Annotated in this window: 16 protein-coding genes; 11 read left to right on the forward strand and 5 right to left on the reverse strand. The window is 59.7% G+C overall.

Translation table 11 applies throughout. The features are described 5' to 3' along the window. Positions 1-80 precede the first annotated feature (80 nt). The 7 genes from THPRO_RS10370 to THPRO_RS10400 all read left to right on the forward strand — a co-directional run bounded on the left by THPRO_RS10370 (position 81) and on the right by THPRO_RS10400 (position 7,869). The gene (locus tag THPRO_RS10370) at positions 81-569 is read left to right on the forward strand and encodes a type I-E CRISPR-associated protein Cas6/Cse3/CasE (protein WP_161489967.1); all 489 of its coding nucleotides are present in this window, start codon (positions 81-83) and stop codon (positions 567-569) included. Positions 570-925: 356 nt separating this feature from the next. Beyond that, complete coding sequence (locus THPRO_RS10375) at positions 926-1,891, forward strand: hypothetical protein (protein ID WP_065089609.1); 966 nt, start codon at positions 926-928, stop codon at positions 1,889-1,891. Positions 1,892-1,947: 56 nt separating this feature from the next. Continuing rightward, positions 1,948-4,224, forward strand: coding sequence for a DEAD/DEAH box helicase (locus THPRO_RS10380; protein WP_038094120.1), 2,277 nt, complete (start codon positions 1,948-1,950; stop codon positions 4,222-4,224). Then, positions 4,200-4,910: a hypothetical protein gene (locus THPRO_RS10385; RefSeq protein ID WP_145930819.1), complete on the forward strand. Its 711-nt coding sequence runs from the start codon at positions 4,200-4,202 to the stop codon at positions 4,908-4,910. Before THPRO_RS10380 ends, THPRO_RS10385 begins: the two co-directional genes overlap by 25 nt. 16 nt (positions 4,911-4,926) lie before the next feature. Next, a complete protein-coding gene (locus THPRO_RS10390) occupies positions 4,927-5,784 on the forward strand; it encodes a hypothetical protein (RefSeq protein ID WP_038094122.1) in 858 nt (285 codons plus the stop codon). Positions 5,785-6,722: 938 nt separating this feature from the next. Further along, positions 6,723-7,463, forward strand: a complete 741-nt coding sequence (locus THPRO_RS10395) for a hypothetical protein (RefSeq protein ID WP_038094123.1) — start codon at positions 6,723-6,725, stop codon at positions 7,461-7,463. Positions 7,464-7,572: 109 nt separating this feature from the next. Next, positions 7,573-7,869, forward strand: coding sequence for a hypothetical protein (locus THPRO_RS10400; protein ID WP_065089611.1), 297 nt, complete (start codon positions 7,573-7,575; stop codon positions 7,867-7,869). 310 nt (positions 7,870-8,179) lie between these two features. Here THPRO_RS10400 and THPRO_RS10405 read toward each other — a convergent pair whose 3' ends face one another. From THPRO_RS10405 to mobH, 5 genes are all read right to left on the reverse strand, one after another. Then, a complete protein-coding gene (locus THPRO_RS10405) occupies positions 8,180-9,262 on the reverse strand; it encodes an IS5 family transposase (RefSeq protein WP_038094256.1) in 1,083 nt (360 codons plus the stop codon). A gap of 119 nt (positions 9,263-9,381) precedes the next feature. Further along, a complete protein-coding gene (locus THPRO_RS10410) occupies positions 9,382-9,714 on the reverse strand; it encodes a DUF3579 domain-containing protein (protein ID WP_038093660.1) in 333 nt (110 codons plus the stop codon). 30 nt (positions 9,715-9,744) lie between these two features. After that, a complete protein-coding gene (locus THPRO_RS10415; protein ID WP_065089612.1) occupies positions 9,745-10,338 on the reverse strand; it encodes a DUF4400 domain-containing protein in 594 nt (197 codons plus the stop codon). Continuing rightward, positions 10,338-12,167: a conjugative transfer system coupling protein TraD gene (traD, locus tag THPRO_RS10420; RefSeq protein ID WP_052064705.1), complete on the reverse strand. Its 1,830-nt coding sequence runs from the start codon at positions 12,165-12,167 to the stop codon at positions 10,338-10,340. The genes THPRO_RS10415 and traD overlap by 1 nt, the downstream gene beginning before the upstream one ends. Further along, positions 12,164-13,936: a MobH family relaxase gene (gene mobH / locus THPRO_RS10425; protein WP_038093649.1), complete on the reverse strand. Its 1,773-nt coding sequence runs from the start codon at positions 13,934-13,936 to the stop codon at positions 12,164-12,166. Before mobH ends, traD begins: the two co-directional genes overlap by 4 nt. 662 nt (positions 13,937-14,598) lie before the next feature. Between mobH and THPRO_RS16735 the strand changes: the two genes are divergently transcribed. The 4 genes from THPRO_RS16735 to THPRO_RS10440 all read left to right on the forward strand — a co-directional run bounded on the left by THPRO_RS16735 (position 14,599) and on the right by THPRO_RS10440 (position 16,943). After that, entirely contained in the window at positions 14,599-14,907 is a 309-nt protein-coding gene (locus THPRO_RS16735; RefSeq protein WP_145930820.1) for a hypothetical protein, read from the forward strand. Positions 14,908-14,946: 39 nt separating this feature from the next. Continuing rightward, positions 14,947-15,195: a hypothetical protein gene (locus THPRO_RS10430; protein ID WP_038093646.1), complete on the forward strand. Its 249-nt coding sequence runs from the start codon at positions 14,947-14,949 to the stop codon at positions 15,193-15,195. 282 nt (positions 15,196-15,477) lie between these two features. After that, positions 15,478-16,308, forward strand: coding sequence for an ATP-grasp domain-containing protein (locus THPRO_RS10435; RefSeq protein WP_038093643.1), 831 nt, complete (start codon positions 15,478-15,480; stop codon positions 16,306-16,308). Beyond that, positions 16,305-16,943, forward strand: a complete 639-nt coding sequence (locus THPRO_RS10440) for a uracil-DNA glycosylase (protein WP_145930821.1) — start codon at positions 16,305-16,307, stop codon at positions 16,941-16,943. The genes THPRO_RS10435 and THPRO_RS10440 overlap by 4 nt, the downstream gene beginning before the upstream one ends. Positions 16,944-17,567 lie beyond the last annotated feature (624 nt).

The raw sequence follows: 17,567 nt of genomic DNA on the forward strand, positions 1-17,567 counted from the left end.
CGATGACGGCTTGCGTTTTTCACGTACTGGATACGATGGAACACGCACTGTTTATGAGCACCCAGATAGAGGATGACTGCATGATCGATGTCAATGCGATACACAAATCGGCATGGGCGAAAGCCACTGATGGCGCGCCCTGCGCACACCGCCCGTTCCTGTTCGATTTCAGGCAAGTGGCCGGACGAGGCATCTACTTGTACACGCGCCCTCTGGGCGAGGCATCGCCCCTGCGGGCTGGCCATAGCTACCCACTGGTCGTCCGCCTTGCGGCCACTCACCGAGCGAAAAACCCCGCCGGGAAAATCGTCGAAAGACGGATTTCCGAGCATGAATTGCCTGAATGGCTTGGCCGGATATTCGCCCGCCACGGCATGCGGGTCGACGGCATCCAGCATGCGCAGTTCGAGCCGGTGAAAGTCGGCCGTGGCGGGCTTGACGTGCTGAGTACCGTGATGGTCGCCGCGCAAGTCCTCATTGAGGACGAGGCAAAAGCGGCTCACGCCTGGGGTCACGGCATCGGCCGCGGCAAGGCCTGGGGGTGCGGCACGCTGATGCTGAGGCATTGAACATGGGTGTCGACAGGGTATTCCCCGCGCGCGGGGGTGAACGGCTAAAAGAGGATGGTCCAATGACGCGCCATGGGGTATTCCCCGCGCGCGGGGGTGAACTCCACATATCAAAAGCGTCTGCGCGGTCGCCAGCGTATTCCCCGCGCGCGCGGGGGTGAACCCACTCAGATTACCAAGGTGCCCGTTGGTCTTGAGTATTCCCCGCGCGCGCGGGGGTGAACCTTGACTCGGCAGCACGGCGCGCTCGATCACCACGTGTTCCCCGCGCGCGCGGGGGTGAACTGCGTCATCGGCCGAATACCATTTCCCCGCGAATGCGCGGGGGTTGTCTCACGCAAACTGGAGTATCTGTTATGCATACGTTTACATTGGAAGGTCATTTGTTCGCCCGCCAGCCCATCGCGGTGGCTCCGCCAGATCCCTACGGTAGCAGCGAGGAATCGCCAAGCCGCCTACCGCGAGCGGGGTACTCTCTGGCTTCATCGCGCTATATCCCGGCCTCGACACTCCGCAACGCCATCCGGCATGCGCTGGTCTCGGTCGTTGCCGGTGTCAGCGCCGAGCACGGCAAACCCATCGATCTTGCACCTTTGCTCGTGCTTTCGAAGGGCTACATCAAAATGAAGAAGAAGAAGAAAGGTGAAAAGAAGACGCCCGAAAACACCAAAAAGACCAGCACACGTCTGCAGCAGGAGCGGGAAATTCGTGAGAAAAATCCCATCCTGTCGATGCTGGGTATATGGGGTGTGCCGGCGGAACTGTCGGTCGGGAATGCATTCCCCAAAATGGACAGCGGTGAAGATGCCTGGGGTGTTGCTCCCAAGGAAGTTCGCAAGCCGCTGGAAACCGATCTCGAATCCCTGCTCGTCCCTGACGATATGTCTCTGTATACGCAGCTGCTCGACGAGTCCGCTGACTCAGAAAAAGACAGCACCGGCTTGATGCATTTGGGCCGCGGCTGGGAGGAAATCCAGGCGGGCTCTCATTGTGACTGGAAGCTGTCGCTGCATCGTCCGGATGAGTTCAAGGTCGGAGCGTTGCTCGCCGCTTTTCGACACCTTTCGGCTGAGCCTGTGATCGGCGGGCATCGCGCGCTCGGGCGCGGCCTGTTCGGCGTTGATCTTGAGGCCAGCGTGATCCAGCACCGTCTTCTCGAGGCGCCTCAGAAGCAGCCCGCAGGACGGGTGAAGGTCGAGCGCGGCGTGTTTGAGATCGATGGCGACCTGGCTCGCTATCTCGAAGCGTTCGATGCGTCGGCCAAGGCTGGGTTTCCAGGCATCGACCTCACCCTCGCCCCTTCCGCCTCGGAAGCAGCTTAAACCTCGCGCAAACCCCGGCTGCTTTATCGCAGCCGGGCATACACAAAGGTGATGTGATGGACATGAAAAACGAAATCAAACAGGTGCTGTCCCTGCAGGCAGTCAGGTCTGCAGGACTGAGCTACCGCCAGTCCCAAGCCGAAATGGCCCAGGAAATCGCCCAAGTGTTGTCAGCCGATTTGCCGGCGGACAAGACCCTTCAAACCAAGGATGGCAGACAGTTGACCCTGCATCTTGCCAGTTGCGGGTTCATCGAGGCGCCGACAGGTACCGGCAAAACCCTGGCCTACCTCGTGGCCTTGCTTATGCACCATAAGCACACGGGCGAGCGTGTCTGTGTCTCAACCTACACCCGTGCATTGCAGCGCCAGATCGTCAACGACGGCGACCTGGAGCGGGCGATGCAACTCACTGGCGTTCGGGTGATACCCGCCATTCGGCTCGGGCGAGCCAATTTCGTCTCCCGGCGGCGTGTTGCCGAATGCGACTCCAAATATCCGGAGCTGCAAGCCAGCGACGAATGGCAGGCGTTTCGCGCCTGGGTGAACGGATGGAACGAGCATACCGACCCGCTCGATACCACGTTCCTCTCGTGGGGTGAGATTGCAGGCGACCTGCCGCGCCTGAACGACAAAGAAATGGATGTCGACCTGCTTGCAATTGATGACGCGGCGGACCAGAAAAAGAAGAAGCAGGCGCAGGCGAATCTCCCCGCGTCAGAAACGGAAGCCTTCGCCATGCAGGACGATTATTTCTACCGCAGACATGTCGAGGCGGCGGCCGGGGCGACGCTGGTGATCACCAACCATGCCACCACCTATCTGCATGCGCTCAATGGCACTTTAGGCGAGGACCTGCGCGCGATCGTCATTGACGAAGCCGACAGGTTGCCCGACGCCGTGCGTTCGTTCCTCAGCACTCGCATGCGCCCCGAACTGGCCTTGTCGCGCTGCGAAAAACGTAGCGGTAAACAAAGTCAGGAACAACACGATGTCGCGAAAGCGCTAACCGATGCAATGATGGAAATCGGCGCGAAAAATGTCTATCAGGACATCACCCCGCTGGAACTGCGGCACCAGATGCCCAAAGAGTTCAGCGCATTGCTCGGTATTTTGAATCGTTTCTCGCTGCCCGACTGCGAAAGCGTAAACGACACGATCAAAACGGTTCGGCAGGCTTTTGCCGACGCTGATGATCTAGTCGGCGGCAAGCTGTCTGGCGACTACATCACGTATCTGAGCTTCTCACCCATCAAGAAGCTGCCATCGTTTTGTGTCGAGCCCGTAGAGGTCAAAAGTGTACTTGGCCGCCTTAGCAAGGGGTTTGAAGACCGGCGCCCGACATTCGACCGCATCGTGTTCATGTCGGCCAGCCTCGCTCATCTCGCCGAAGATGATCCGTTGGCCCGCGTGCATTATGCCTATGGCGTCGATACCGATTCTCTGGCAATTGGCACCACCGCCATCAACCCAGGTCGATTCGGCACGGTGTCGTTCGTGCTGCCGGATATCAGGGTCGGAAGGCCTTTCCTCGACCCCCGCGATATCGGCGAAGGCAAACCCTTACCGTCGCAGCTTCAATACAACGCTGTCTGGCTCGACTATGTATCCCGTGCGTTGGATTGCCAGCCTGAGCGGCGCAAGCTTGTTCTGGTGCCTTCGTATCAGGATGTCGAGGAATTGTTGTCCTCCCGCGCCGGTGCACCGTCCGACCCGTCGGGTGCTGTGTTGCTCGACGGCGTGGTATTTCACCTGCGTCCAGAACCCGCGGCCAAGATAGCCCGGCGAATCCACGATCCCGATGTGCGCGCGATTGTCACGCCCTCGATGTGGGAGGGATTCAACCTTATCGGAAAAGACGGGCGTTCCCGGCAGTGGATCGAGGATCTCATGATCGCGCGCATGCCGATTCCTCACGTTTCCGACAAGGTGCGCACACGACAGATCGAGCACCTGATAACGACTCGGGGCATTCAGACCCAACAGATCGCGGGGAAAATCCTCGTTGAGCAGCAGGCAAACGCCGTTCTGCGCAAGCTGTTGCAGGGTATCGGGCGCGGCATACGCGGAGGGGATGACTGCGTGCGCCTGTTCCTGCTCGACCCCCGTATCTCACTGCCGGGCGATTGGGCGCAGGCCATTTGCGATGCTTTTCCCGATAGCGACGAAGGCGATGCGTTCGCGCTGGCCGTCGATCTTCACAAGCCCTCGCATCCCGCACTGCGAAAGTGGAACAACTCGGTCGCCACTCGCTGGCGGCACGCGATTGAAGATGCGCAGTTGTTTACCATCAATGGAGAGTTACTGTCATGCAGAACGCCATCCTACGCGTAACCTTGAAAACGCCGGTCGCCATCGGCCGCAATGGCTTGTCCTTGTCGGTGCTCGATGCACTGGTATTCGATCGCCTCGTGTTGATGCATGGCGGCGATGAGGACGCGGCCATGAAGGACATGGCCCTCGTGCTGGATCGCATCGACGACCACGTATGGGCTTGTGGCGGCGGCTACTACAACCGCGGATTGCATGGCTCGCTACCGTGGCGACGCCTGGTCTTCCGGAAAATGACAGCGGATCGTCATCTGCAGTCCATGGCGGAAGACCTGTGCGGCATCACGCCAGAAAGATGGCCCTACGAGGTCTCGAATCTGTTCGGCCAGCAGGTGCTCGCGATGCAGTTCACGCAGCGCTTCGTAAACACCCCGGAAATCCTTTTCAGGATGCGCGGGAACCCGGAGGCCATAGCGAGACTGCTGCAGGTGCGCGACTACCTGGGGCCTGGGCACGCGATCGGATTCGGACAGATCGAGTCAGTCGAATGGGACATTGTCGAGAACGTTGACGACGCATGGTTGTTGCTCGACCCCGATGGCCGCCTCACGCGCCCGATTCCGGCTGCACTTCAGCCGCTACTGGACGCGTCGAAGACGGCGCTCGTCAGCGAGCCTGTGCGGTGTAACCCACCGTATTGGAGAGGGAATACCGAGCCCGGTTTCCGTCCCGTACCGATCGGCTTATAACCTACGGAGTACAGTCATGAATCAAGAATTACGCGACGCCACGAATTTTATTTATCGGCACTTCACGCATCGCTTCACCGAAAATGCGACTTATCCGAATAATGTGAAGCTCTGCGCTGACGTGACATGCTCCAATTGCGGCGACACGAATGTCTCCGGCGTCTTCGACGGACGGGTAGCCATGAATACGGGCGCATTCTGCATGCCGTGTTGGTCCCTGATGCAAGGCAACGCCGATTATTTTCCAGGCAAGGCGAAGGACAAAACGCTCACGGGCAAAATCAAGACGCCATGGATTGTCGATGAATCGGGTATGCGCGTTTTCGCAAGCGCCGAGACGGTGAATGACAAGCGCGGTGTCGATACCCCTGGCCTGGTGTATGAGGTGCATAGCCAACGAGCGTTTTTGCTCGACCTTGTGCATGGACGCTGGCGACCGCCCTTTGTCGCCGGGGTTTTCTCGGCACCCAACAAGCGGTCTGTGATTGCCGCGCTGCGGGTAACCCGGTCTCTTGAACATATTGTGTTCTGCGATGCCGGAGCCGGCGGGTTCCTGTTCTACAACGCCCCTCGCGTGATTGCCGCGATTGAACATCTTGCGGCCATCGCCAACGATGATCTCGTCAAGGATGAAGCCTACCAGGGTTGGCGCCTGGGCGATGATTTGACGGGTGCTCGCCATCTGAGCCTGATGGAGCGTCGTAAATTGTCGCGTCATCGGATTGAGATTGGTCTGATGCCCAGGCCCGGTACAAAAGGCGTGGATCTTTTCGATTTGACGCTCGCCGAGCGTAGATTGGTGTCCGGCGCCATTCTCGATCTAATCGGCGATCGAAAAGGCAAAAAGAAGAAGCAACGCAAAGAAGCCGCTTGAATATTTGCTTTGTTTTTCAGTTCTTTAACAATTAGAGTCTTCCCCGCGCGAGCGGGGGTAAACCCCCCGTGCAGCACATTCGCCGGCCGAAGCCGAGGTCTTCCCCGCGCGAGCGGGGGTAAACCCGCCATCACTACCCAAAATGCGAGATAGGTCAGGTATTCCCCGCATGCGCGGGGGTAAACCCGGATCTTTTGGCTTACTCGGAGGTTGCCCAGGGTCTTCCCCGCATGCGCGGGGGTAAACCTCGAGTGCGTCGCGCTCGCGCTGGCCCAGATGGCCGTCTTCCCCGCATGCGCGGGGGTAAACCTTTCAGATATCCGGTGCGGTCTGGCAGGCATTGGTCTTCCCCGCATGCGCGGGGGTAAACCCATCTCGCGCGCGGCGATCACATTCGCGGGTGCGTCTTCCCCGCATGCGCGGGGGTAAACCGTTTGGCGCGGCGGCCTTCGCCTTTGTCGTCTTCCCCGCGCGAGCGGGGGTAAACCTTCAATGGATTAGATGAATTTCACCCCTGCGCCTGTCTTCCCCGCGCGAGCGGGGGTAAACCTGATCCATCTGTACGGACTCTTTGTCTGACGGTGTCTTCCCCGCGCGAGCGGGGGTAAACCCCGCCCGGCTTGCGCGATCTCCATCGTTTCGCGGTCTTCCCCGCGCGAGCGGGGGTAAACCCTTTCACCGTCGCGTTCGGTGGCAAAACCGGCGGTCTTCCCCACGCGAGCGGGGGTAAACTGCAGGACAGCAGCACTTGCGCGCCATCTCGCCCGTCTTCCCCGCGTGAGCGGGGGTAAACCCGTTCGGCTGTTTTCCGTGACAGTGCGCACTACGTCTTCCCCGCATGCGCGGGGGTAATTCCACAACCAGGGCCTTTGCAGCTTGCGTTTTCTCGAAAACCATTATCCTGATAATCAGAACATCTTTTATCGGAGGATTTTACCGTGGATTTCGAATGCCCCAACTGCCACAGCCATCAGGCCAAGCGCCTCGCGCTTACCTGGGCGTCCGGCCTCTCAAATACCAAGACCAAGAGCGTCGGCGCCGGCGCCGCGCTCTTTTTCAATCATATGCCCTGGTCGCTCGTCGCCATGGTCTTCAAATGGGTCGCCATACCTTTCACCCTGGCCTTCTCATTCCCCGCCGTGTTCGTCCACGCAGGTTACTCGTGGGGCACCAGCCAGAGCGTGCTTTCCGCCGCGACTCGGCCGCCCTGGCGGTTTCGCGTGCTGCGCAGCTTGATGCAGGCCGTTTTCTTCACACTGATCGTCGGCTGGGTGTTCGAGGTGTTCGGCTTATGGGCCTCAGCCCATGCCATCGTGTCGCTGTTTCATATCAATCCTCAGCATGTCTCGCATGCCGAGCAGCAGCGCATCCTTTATGCCGCTATCGGTATACCGGCCTCCGTCATCGCGTCCATCGTGATCGCCGCGTTCGTTCTCGGTATCCGTTACAACCTCAAGGTCTGGCCGAAACGCGAAGCCGTTTGGCAGCGGACGTTCTCATGCCAGCGCTGCGGCACCCTGTACGTCGTGCCCGAATTCACCCCTGCCGGCGAAAACGTCGTCCGCTCCGATAGGGCCGAAAAAGGCGGCTTGCTGCCGCGTTCGCCCGAACGCAAGAGCGAGGCCGAAGCCCTGGCCGACGCCGACAATGCCGTGTTGCGCAAGCGCGTTCGAGGGTAAACAGGATGCGGCTCGAATGGGTCCTGGAGCGCGATTTTTCTGCCGACGTGCGGCATACCGCCGCGCTTTGGCTTGAGCGTCATAGGGCCATTTAGCCGAAGGCCCGGCCATGCTTTCCGAACACGCGCGAAAACATCTGGATGCGGCCAAGGCCTTAACCGGCGACAAAACTTCCGCCAGGGCGTCCCTGGAGCGATTGCCCGGCCGCCTGCCCCGGTTACCCGAACAACGCACCAGCCGCAAGGCGGCCTGGAACCGCATTCAGCAAGAAGCGCCGGATGTCGCAGAACTCATTCAGGAAGTCTCATCCGTTTTCGGCAAGCTGGCTGGATTGCGGGTGGTTATTCGTGGCGAAACTATCGTCGATACGACTACGAAGCCGTCGAAATACGATCTAGGAGATTGACCTTTATGCTAGGCCTATACCATAAAATCACGCTAGAAGAGATTCAGCAATGGGACTTAACCCGGCTAGAAAATGAAACCCGCAAAACCAAGCGGATTTGTTCGTGGTTGCCTTACATAAATGTTCCATTGGGATTTATTGCCGCGTCTGTCACCTTTTTTAACAGGCTGTTGAAAATTCCCCCGATTTAGCGGTTATCATGTTGATCAGGGTCCATTGGCGACGTGCCCCTTCGGATCTGGGGCCTGATTTTTCCCGAAAACAGCCCAAATCCCGATCTCTGGGCGCACCGATCCCTTGATGTGTGCCTTCAACATGCTGCCAGTCCCAGATTGCGCATCCGCACCAGGTTGTAGGCCGCCGCGCTGAGCACAAACTGGAAATCCAGTTTCTCGCGTCCGACAAACCGACTTTTGCGCAGACCCGCAATGGTCTTGAGCCAACCGAAGCATTCTTCGATCCGCTTGCGGATCGTCAGGCTGGTTCGGTAACCGGGATGGCCGATGGTGCGCCCGTCGATGGCCGAGCGGCGCCCGGCCGTGTTCTGAGCCACATGCGGCGTGACGTTTCGTCCACGCATCGCCGCCACAAAGCCTTGCGTGTCATAGTTCTTGTCCGCGCCCAGCGTGATCCGGTGGCTCCCGCCGAGCGCGTCGACAAGCTCGACACCGGCCTCGCGCTCGGCCGTGCCGGTGGCCTGGCTCGTCTGCGACTCGACGATCAGGCCGTGGCGGTTTTCCATCAGCAGGTGTCCGAGGTAGCTGAGCTTGGCGGTCGTGCCTTCGCTCTTGCGATACAGCAAGGCATCCGGGTCGGTCCTGGAGACGTGCGTTTCCCGACACCGCTTCTGCCCGCGAAAGTCCACCGTGGGATTGCGCCCGCCACCGCTCGGCGGCGCGTCCTCGTCCCGGGGCCGGTAGCTCTTGTGCGAGGCCAGCGCTTCGATCAACGTGCCATCGACGCTGAAGTGTTCGCTAGACAGCAGATCGGCCGCACGGGCCTGATCCAGCACCCGGGCGAAGAAGGTGCGGGCCACATCGCCTGCAAGCAGGCGGTCACGGTTCTTGGTAAACGTGGAGTGGTGCCAGACCGGATCGTCCATGGAAAAGCCCACAAACCAGCGAAACAGCAGGTTGTAGTCGATCTGTTCGACCAACAGGCGTTCGCTGCGGATGGTGTAGAACGCCATCAACAGTTGCGCGCGCAGCAGCTTCTCCGGCGGGATCGAGTCACGGCCCATATGGGCATACAGCGCATCGAAGTCAGCGTCGAGTTCTTTGAGCGCTTGATCGACCATCCGCCGGATCGGGCGCAGAGGATGGTCCTTCGGCACCCGTTGCTCCGGGCTGACCGTGCTGAACAGCCCATCCTGATGTATGTCGGCACCGCGCATCGGCCACAACCCTCACTCAACAATACAAAACCAATCTTCCGGGTTTACAGGACTTTTTCAACAGCCTGTTAACAGTGGGGAGATTCAGGATTGCTGCAGATTAAAACACGCGGTTAGCATCAAGCTGCAGCGTTTGCCGTTCCTTCCATCTCGTAATACACGCGCTCGCCGTCCAAGGTATAGACCTCCAGGTGATTGCTGACGATAAACTCAATCACTTGCTTGTAAACGTAATCGCGGTCGGCGCGCATCGCGTCGAAATCCACCTCGACGCAGTGGCCGTAGCCTTCGAGATAGGCGGGTTGCAGGTAGTCCGCATAAATCAGATGGTGCAGTTCGTCGTATTCGGCGGCCATGTCGCTCAGCATTTCCGACCAGGCCGATGGACGGAATTTCTGCCCGTCGCGATACCCTGAAATAATCTTCTTTCCTGTCAATTCGATTTTCTTCATCGCCTGCTCCCAAGCATTCAAATTACCGATTCAAATCCGCTTCTGCATCGACGCCGCCCACCACCTGAGACTGACCGCCACCAGCAGATAACCGCTTATGACGACCGCGGGCGGCAACGGGATCGGCAGCGCCACCAACAGCAGGGCAAGGTCGATTGCCCACAGCACCGTGCTGCGCGCCATCGTATGCCGGGCCGTCGAGGTGTATTCGTACCGCCACTGCAATATCCGACGCGCGATCATGCCGTCGAACAGCGCTCCGGCCAGCACCGGCGAAAACAAGATCGCCACGCCCATGAAAAAAAACAGCCGCCACATGAAGAGATAAAGACCCATGTAGCCGGACTCAAGACGCTCACGGAAAAACCCGGTCGCCTGCTGGTAGACGTTCGCCAGCCCCGTGGACGCATAGATCGCACGGGTGGCGTGCAACGCCATATGATCGAAAAATGCCACCGTGCCGAGACCCAGCTCGCTGCCGGTGGCGCTTTCCTGCGCGTGCTGCAATGCTTCCAGCCACGGCAGCGGTGAGAACAGCACGATGGCGATCCAGGACACCACCCAGATGCCCACCAGCTTGCGTTTGCGGTCGAAGCCGCCGCCCTTGTTCCCGCCGCCGGCCATCAGCGCCTGTCCTCACCCACGATGGGAAAACGGGCCTTGACGATCCGCCCATCCGCAAAACGCGCGATGTAGTGCAGCGGCGGCAGGCGCATCAACAGGTCCGGCGTCACAAGCTCCACCTCCTGCTGCTCCAGCCCTTCGCTGTAGCCGCCGCCCCAGGCATCCCCGGGCGTCGGCTGTATCGACTGCGAGAAGCTGCGCTTGACCGAACGCGCCTGATATCGCGGCAGCGCCTTGGCCAGCATCTCGGCCGTCTTCGGGTCCTGCAAGCCCAGAATGATGACGTTGTTGAGGTTGCCGATCTGCTGCAGGGCTTCCGGTTCCCCGCCCAGACGAACCACCAGGTCCGCCAAAGTCTGCGTCGCGATCAGCGTCCTGAATTTCGCGCCGCGTCCCTTGTTGAGCAGCTGCGTCAGCTGCTCGTTGCTGATCTCGGCCACTTCGTCCGCCAGAAGGTTGACCGTCGGACCGATGTCCCCGCTGTCGTAACGCTCACCGGCAAGCGCCGTCGTGTCGGCCAACAGAATCGAGCCGATCGCTGCGCCGATAATGGGGTCCGACATCGAGGACAACGACACATAGAGTCCGCGTCCCTGCTTCACGATCTTGTCGATTGTGGTGATCTCGCGGGTATCGCCCGGCGTCACTACGGGCGACAGCAAATCATCCAGCGGCGGCGTGGTCAGCATGGTGAGGATCGGCGTCAGCGACACCACCATCTTGCTGAAATGCTCCTTGTCGTGATTGAAGTCCTGGATCAAGCCGTCGATTTCCGGGGAATGCCCGCTGCCCTTGCCCTGGCGTTTGCTCAACACGCGCTCGTAAAATTCGATGTATCCCTGCACCTCCATGCCGGTCTTGGTCTTCGCATTGTTCACGTAGCCCATGTATTCCTCGGGCTGAGCGTATTGGGCGCACCAGGACTTGAGCACCTCGAGCACCAGGCCCGCAGAACCCATTTCCACCAGTCGGCGCAGGGACATCAGGTTGGGTTTGCGGCCCGCCAGCAGCTCGCCCTGCACCAGGTTGTTCAGCACTCGCCAGACGAAGGCCTTGAATGTGCCGTCCGCCTCGACCAGCGCGGCAACGCGCGAGGCCACCTCCGTCGTGCGGCTCCAGTTCGCCAGCGGGTCAAGACGCACCGAAGTTTCCGGGCGGGATGCCCGGAATGCCGCGAACTTCTCGGGTACTCCCAATCTCGCATAGGTATCGCGCATGAGGTCTTCGAGGTCATGGTCGCCCTTCGGGTCGAGCGCGATGACGGGTTCTCCGCGCAGGATCGCCTGCGTCAGAAAATGGTCGAACAGCCGGGTCTTGCCCTTGCCCGTCGAGCCCACGATGAGCACATGCCCGTCCATCATGCGGTCGTTCAGCAGGATCGGCTTCGGCGCTTCGATCTGCTGTACCCACCCGGCGCTTTCGCGCCCATCGCGTTGTTTGAGATTCAGCGTTTCGCCCAGGCCCCTGGCGGCCACGAAGCGGATCTTTTCGGCCGTCGTCGGCGTGATCTCGAACCCTTCGCCCAGCCACGTCGAGTGCTGCGCCCTCGCCCAGGCGTACCATTGGTTGGCCCGCGATCTTGGCATGAACCATAGCGAGTCGACCTGCTTGAGGCGGTTTCTCGCGATTTCGAAAGGGCGTCCCTTCCAGTATCGGTATCCGGCCATGCCGAACGACCCGCAGGCAATGCTCAGCCCCAGCGTGGCAGGTAGGCCGGTTGCCACCGTCATGCCCAACGTGCCCAACCCGGAGGCCACCCAGCCGACGGCCGCCTTGTATTCATAGGGTGCCCGGAACGGCGGTTCGTAACTCAGCGTGTCGTTGTTCATGTTTTTTTCACTTTCGCGGATGATTGAAGACGCGCGTAGCGCTTGTCCTTCTGCTTGCCGTTATCCAGCACGCCCGTCACGATCAAGCCTTCGGATTCCAGCCAGTCGACGATGGCGCCCTCGCCTTCGAACAAACGCCCCCAGGACTCGAACAAGGCAACCGGAACGTAGCGTTGCTCCTTGATGTCCCGAACATCCTCCGTTTGATGGCCTATCCATTCTTCCAGCCAGTCACGGGCTGCACTACGCGCGTACACGGGACCGAAGCCGGACAGACGCACGCCCTTGCCGCCCTCGATGTCGTGTGCGATTTTCTTGCCTTCGGATTCGGCAAGGCCTCCTTCGACCAGATCCTTGGCGACCTGCAGCGGCGTCATTCCGTAACCGGTAAAAGCTTCCGGATAGCGCAGATAGACAGCGTTCTCGGCAAACACCAGGAGCGTTGAAGCCTTCGCGCCGCTGGCAAGGTCTCCGAATACGGCTTCCGCCGCCGGACATTCCAGTACGCGTTCGCGAAAGCTTTTGGCCTCCGGCACCTGTGCTATCGGGTGAGGCGCCGGCGTATTCGGGGCGGTAGGTTCGCGGGCTTCGTCAGCCGTCTGCTCGGTAGACTCGACCGCCGCGCCTGCGGGCTTCTCGTCGTCCAGCCATTCGCCGGCAACGCGTTCACCTTCCACTTCCAGCGCGCCCGGCTTGAGCCGGACGCCCGCGATGGTCAATCCTTCCGGCAACCGATACCGCCAGGTAGGCGCCTCGTCAGGTCCTGCCTTGGCCGCACCCGTGTCCAGAAGCACATTGAGAATGGCGTCCGGCTGACGCATGACGCCCGGTATCCGGTGATTCGACAGCCAGTTGCCGATATCGCGAAAGGCCTTGGGCCAGGCCAGAAGCACATGATCGTCATGGGTACGCAGGCACACCTTGCCGCCGGGTTTCCATTCTCCGGTACGCAGCAGACTCCGCGCGGCATCCAGGATGTGCGACTCGGCCGCGACGCCCGGTATCCGGTGGTCTTCGTTCATCTGCCCTCGGCGGGCAAGGTCCTGCGCCACCGAGACGCGATCGGCTTCAAGGATCGTTTCCGACAATAATCCGGCTGATACGCCGTTTGTCACGGCATCCACCAGCTGCAGCAGCACGTCCTGCCCGCAGGTTTCGCACAGCCAGGCCAGTTCATCCGCGCCCGTCAGCCTGGGCAACATGACAGTGGCGCCCAGCTTGTGACGATCCTCTCGCCCAGACCGCCAGCGCAAGCGGTACCGCTGTTCCTTCCCGGCCTCGAGCCACGCAATCAGGCTGCCCTTGACCGGATTCCAAAGATCGCCCGAGCGGTCGCCCACCACATCAACGTCCGTCAAGGGCTTCGCGCAATCGTGCAGCATCGCCCCGATAACCGCCGCCCATCGCATGCCCTGCTGGTAACGCTTGCGGTCAGCGGAAGGCACTTCCAGCCCAACCACCCGGCGGTCGTAAAGCCCGGCCGCCGCCAGGGCCGCCTCGAGGCCGTGCCGCAGCAATCCGCCTGCGCCGTAATGATGATGTTCGCGCGAGGCCGGCAACAGATGTATCCAGCGGGCATAGCGACGAATGACCGGCTGGTAGTGACGAACCCATACGTCCGGCGATTCGCCCACCCCCTGCTCCAGCGCGATCAGCATCTCACGCTGCGTCGCCAGCAATTCGTGCTCCGACACCGCGGGAATGCCCTGCTCCACCGGCGGCCAGCGCGGCGGCTCCGTGATGTCCGTTTCGGGAGTGATATTCGACATGCCAACAGCATGAACGCCATTCGACGCCGATAAATTTCCGAATGTTCTCCCTGAGCACCGTTATTCGATGATTTCCTTGCCCTTCAGGTGGCGCATGCTGGTTTCAGCGGACCCGGACTTGCGTTCTCCGGTAATCGGATATCGTTTGCTCATCGCTCATTACGGACCCGCAGCAGGGGTCAATCTGCTGGGCCAGCCGGAGGTGCCCTAACACCGGCAGCATGTCATTCCTTGTACCTGAAGCTTCAAAGGCTCGCGGGATCTCCTCCTGGGAAGGGACATGCAGCTTCTAGCAGACCCGCCACGCCTCTCCATGGAAGCGCACCAGGGCGGGTTTTATTCCAAGATGGATGGTTGCCAGATACGGTGATCTGATCGATTGACGGTGAAACAAATGAATCATAAATACCAATACTGCAGTCGAGAAGTCGAAGCGAGCAGTGTTCAAGAAGCTGTATCTCTTCTTGAGGAAGACTTTTATCCACAAGTAAACATCAGTTTCTTGTCGGTGGAATTGCCAAATTCCGTGCTAAGCCTCGGTGGCTTCCGGTCTGTCCGTGAGGTCCCCAAAAATATCGGTGGGCTAAAGAACTGAAATTGAAAAACGCCCCTCTTGGGTTCAACAAGAGGATCAACAACCGCAAATACCATAGGTGAACATGATGGCAAATAAATTGATGATCGGTACAGCTTTAATCGCTGGTGTGGTTGGTATTGCCGCGGGTGGTCTCTTTGGCGGCGTATTCCAAGCTCAACACCGCTATGTGAGTGACGTGACGACCACGACGACAGCCGATGGCCGTATATCGGTGAAAAGGAGTTGCACCTATCCGACAGGGTGGAAGCTTAGCGTTAATCACGGCGGGTTGCTGTTAACGCATAGCAGGTTGCTCCAGCTTGAGCCGATCGGCGTTGGGAAAAATAAACTCACGGCTCCGAGTTTGGAAACACGCGCATGGCGGATTTTGTAGTCCGACGTACTCGCCTTGGACTGACATGGGAGAACGACCATGAATTTCACTGAATTCGACTCGGTCGGCAGCACCCAGGAAGCCGCTGAGAAGCAGCATAAGCGCGAGGATGATGAGCGTGCCGGTGGTGATGCAGCCCAGGATGCCCTCAATCGCATGAAGAGGGCGAGCGACAGGGGCACCGGCTGCCATCTAACCGCGGAGATGATAGCTGCTTTGAATATAACGTTGATCGGGGCGATTTGGGAAGAAGAAGATCCCCGATGCAACAGGAATGAGTCACGGTGAATGACACACCCGGCGGATCACAAAAGACGGTGATTTCGCTGATAGCAGTCGTAACACTTGGTTCTGAAAAAGAAAAAAAGATTGCGCCGGTCCGTCAACCGACCTTGCATGACGCACTTGTGCTGCGTGCCGAAAAATGGCTGCGCAGATCATGCGAGTGCGGTGTAGTCATACGCGACGCACTCGAGATTCCGCAGTCGAGTCTTGGAATATCTGGGCGAAGAGATATGCTGATGCGAAACGTGATTCGGCAATTCTTGAGTCGCAAACGAGAATCAAGCGATGAGCCACTTCCTACTGCAGCGCGAATACGCAAACTCTCCCGAGAGCAATGCCATATTGATGGCCTCGGCGCTCGATGACCATGTTTGCCACCGCGCGAGCCTGTTAGAGACAGAGATCGGTCTGGGCGATCACATTCCCAGGGAGGCCGTACCGGTCGGGTCGGTCGAGTTCGCGCGCGCCAGGATGCGGCAGATTGGTGTCAGCGCCCCCCTTATCGGCAGTTATCCCGATGCGCTCCGCTCATTTTTGATGCGCTCGCTAGAGCGAACCACCTTGGGCGACGCGGCTCCAGGATCTTTCGTGAAGCCCGTCAGGGTCAAGGCCTTCGACGCGATCACGGATTACCCGGGGTTCGAAACTTGCGGTCTGAATCTACCTGCCGAGACGCCGTGCTGGTCCTCGCCCAAGCAAACCTGGTTGTCCGAATATCGGGCTTACATTCTCGATGGCGATCTGGCCGGGTTCGCCCAGTATGGAGAAGGTCCTGATTGGGACCTCTGTGAGCCGTTGCTCGCGCAGCTTCGCACCATGATCCGCACCTGGACCGACGCGCCGGCAGCGTATGCGCTGGATGTCGCCGTTGTGGTCAATGAGCGACTGGAAACCCTGTGTGACAATGGCTGCTCCTATGGAACCGTTCTGAACGGTTCTCTCGCCCTGGTCGAGGTGAACGACGGCTGGGCAACAGGGTACTACCGCGACGCGATTACCCCGCGCAAGTATGCCGCATGGCTTAATGCCCGGTGGATGGAACTCATTCGCCAGGATGGCAATCAAGCCGCCGATTCCCATTCACGCGATATGCCCAAAATCAACGGTGCCGCATGAGCGAAATCTCGAAGATCAAAGCCTTCATCTCAATGCTAGGAGAGCGTCACGCCGACCATGTATTTAACCCTTGGAGCGAGGTGAACCACCATTTTGATGACCACGGCGGCCCCCTCGCCCGTCGCGAACGCCTGCTTCAGCACATGGACTGCGACGCCAAGCTCATCCTCTGCGGCGAAGCCCCCGGGTATCAAGGATGCGCCTGGTCTGGTATTCCATTCACCAGCGAGCGGCTGCTGTGCGAGGGTCAGATCCCGCGCATCGCCACCACGTCGAGATTATCCGGCCGCCCACGCCCTTGGTCCGAGCCTTCGGCGACAACGGTGTGGAAGACGCTTTACAAGCTCAATCTCGCAGAAAGCACTGTGCTGTGGAACGCCTTTCCCTGGCATCCCCATAAGCCCAACATCGAAGCATCCAACCGAAAGCCGACCTCCGCCGAAGTCGCGGCCGGGGCGGACATTCTGTCCCGCTTTGCCTCGCTTTACCCGAACGCGCGCATCGTGGCGGTAGGACAAGTGGCCGCCGAGGCGATCCAGCGCATCGGCCTGCCGCTGGCCGGCGCAGTCAGGCACCCTTCCTACGGTGGCGCGACCGAATTTGCCGATGGCTTGGCCGCTTTGGTGGCTTCGTGATTTTGATCTTAAGCAGAACGTGTCGCCATGCTCAGCGATAACAGGCACAGCAGGCAGGCATTTGCCTCTGGCTTTGCTTCCAGTCTTGAGGCTGAGCCGTTTCTTTCCGCAACCGATGCGTGTCGACGCGCCGATTATGTTTGGAATCAAGCCTTCATCCCCAGCCCCGCCCAGGTCGAGCGCGGGTTGACCGATCAGTACACACTCGTTAGATCCGGCTTCTCACGAATTACGACCTACCGCCCCACACTCACACAAATTGAGCGCGGGTTGACCGACCCCGAAGGTTGCGTTCGGTGCGGTTTTGCCTGGCGCATGGATTACCAGATGAGCCTATTACAGATCGTGCGCGCGCTAGAAGACCCCGAGTGGTACGTCAGGGAAGCACTGCTTTCGCGTCCCGAGGTCGCCTTGTCTCCCGATATTATTTGCAACGCCCTAGCCGACCCGAGGCCAGAAATCCGCGCGCGTATCGCGAGCAGGTTGGACTGGGAACCCACAACAGCCCAAGCGCAAAACGGCCTAAACGACACATCGGATCTGGTTCGCCTGATCTGGCGCACTCGCTCAAGTGGGCAACCCAGCCCGCGTTTCTCGTATAGTCCATGGAACAGACTTCCGCAG

This window comes from Acidihalobacter prosperus (assembly GCF_000754095.2).
GTDB classification, from domain to species: Bacteria; Pseudomonadota; Gammaproteobacteria; order DSM-5130; family Acidihalobacteraceae; genus Acidihalobacter; species Acidihalobacter prosperus.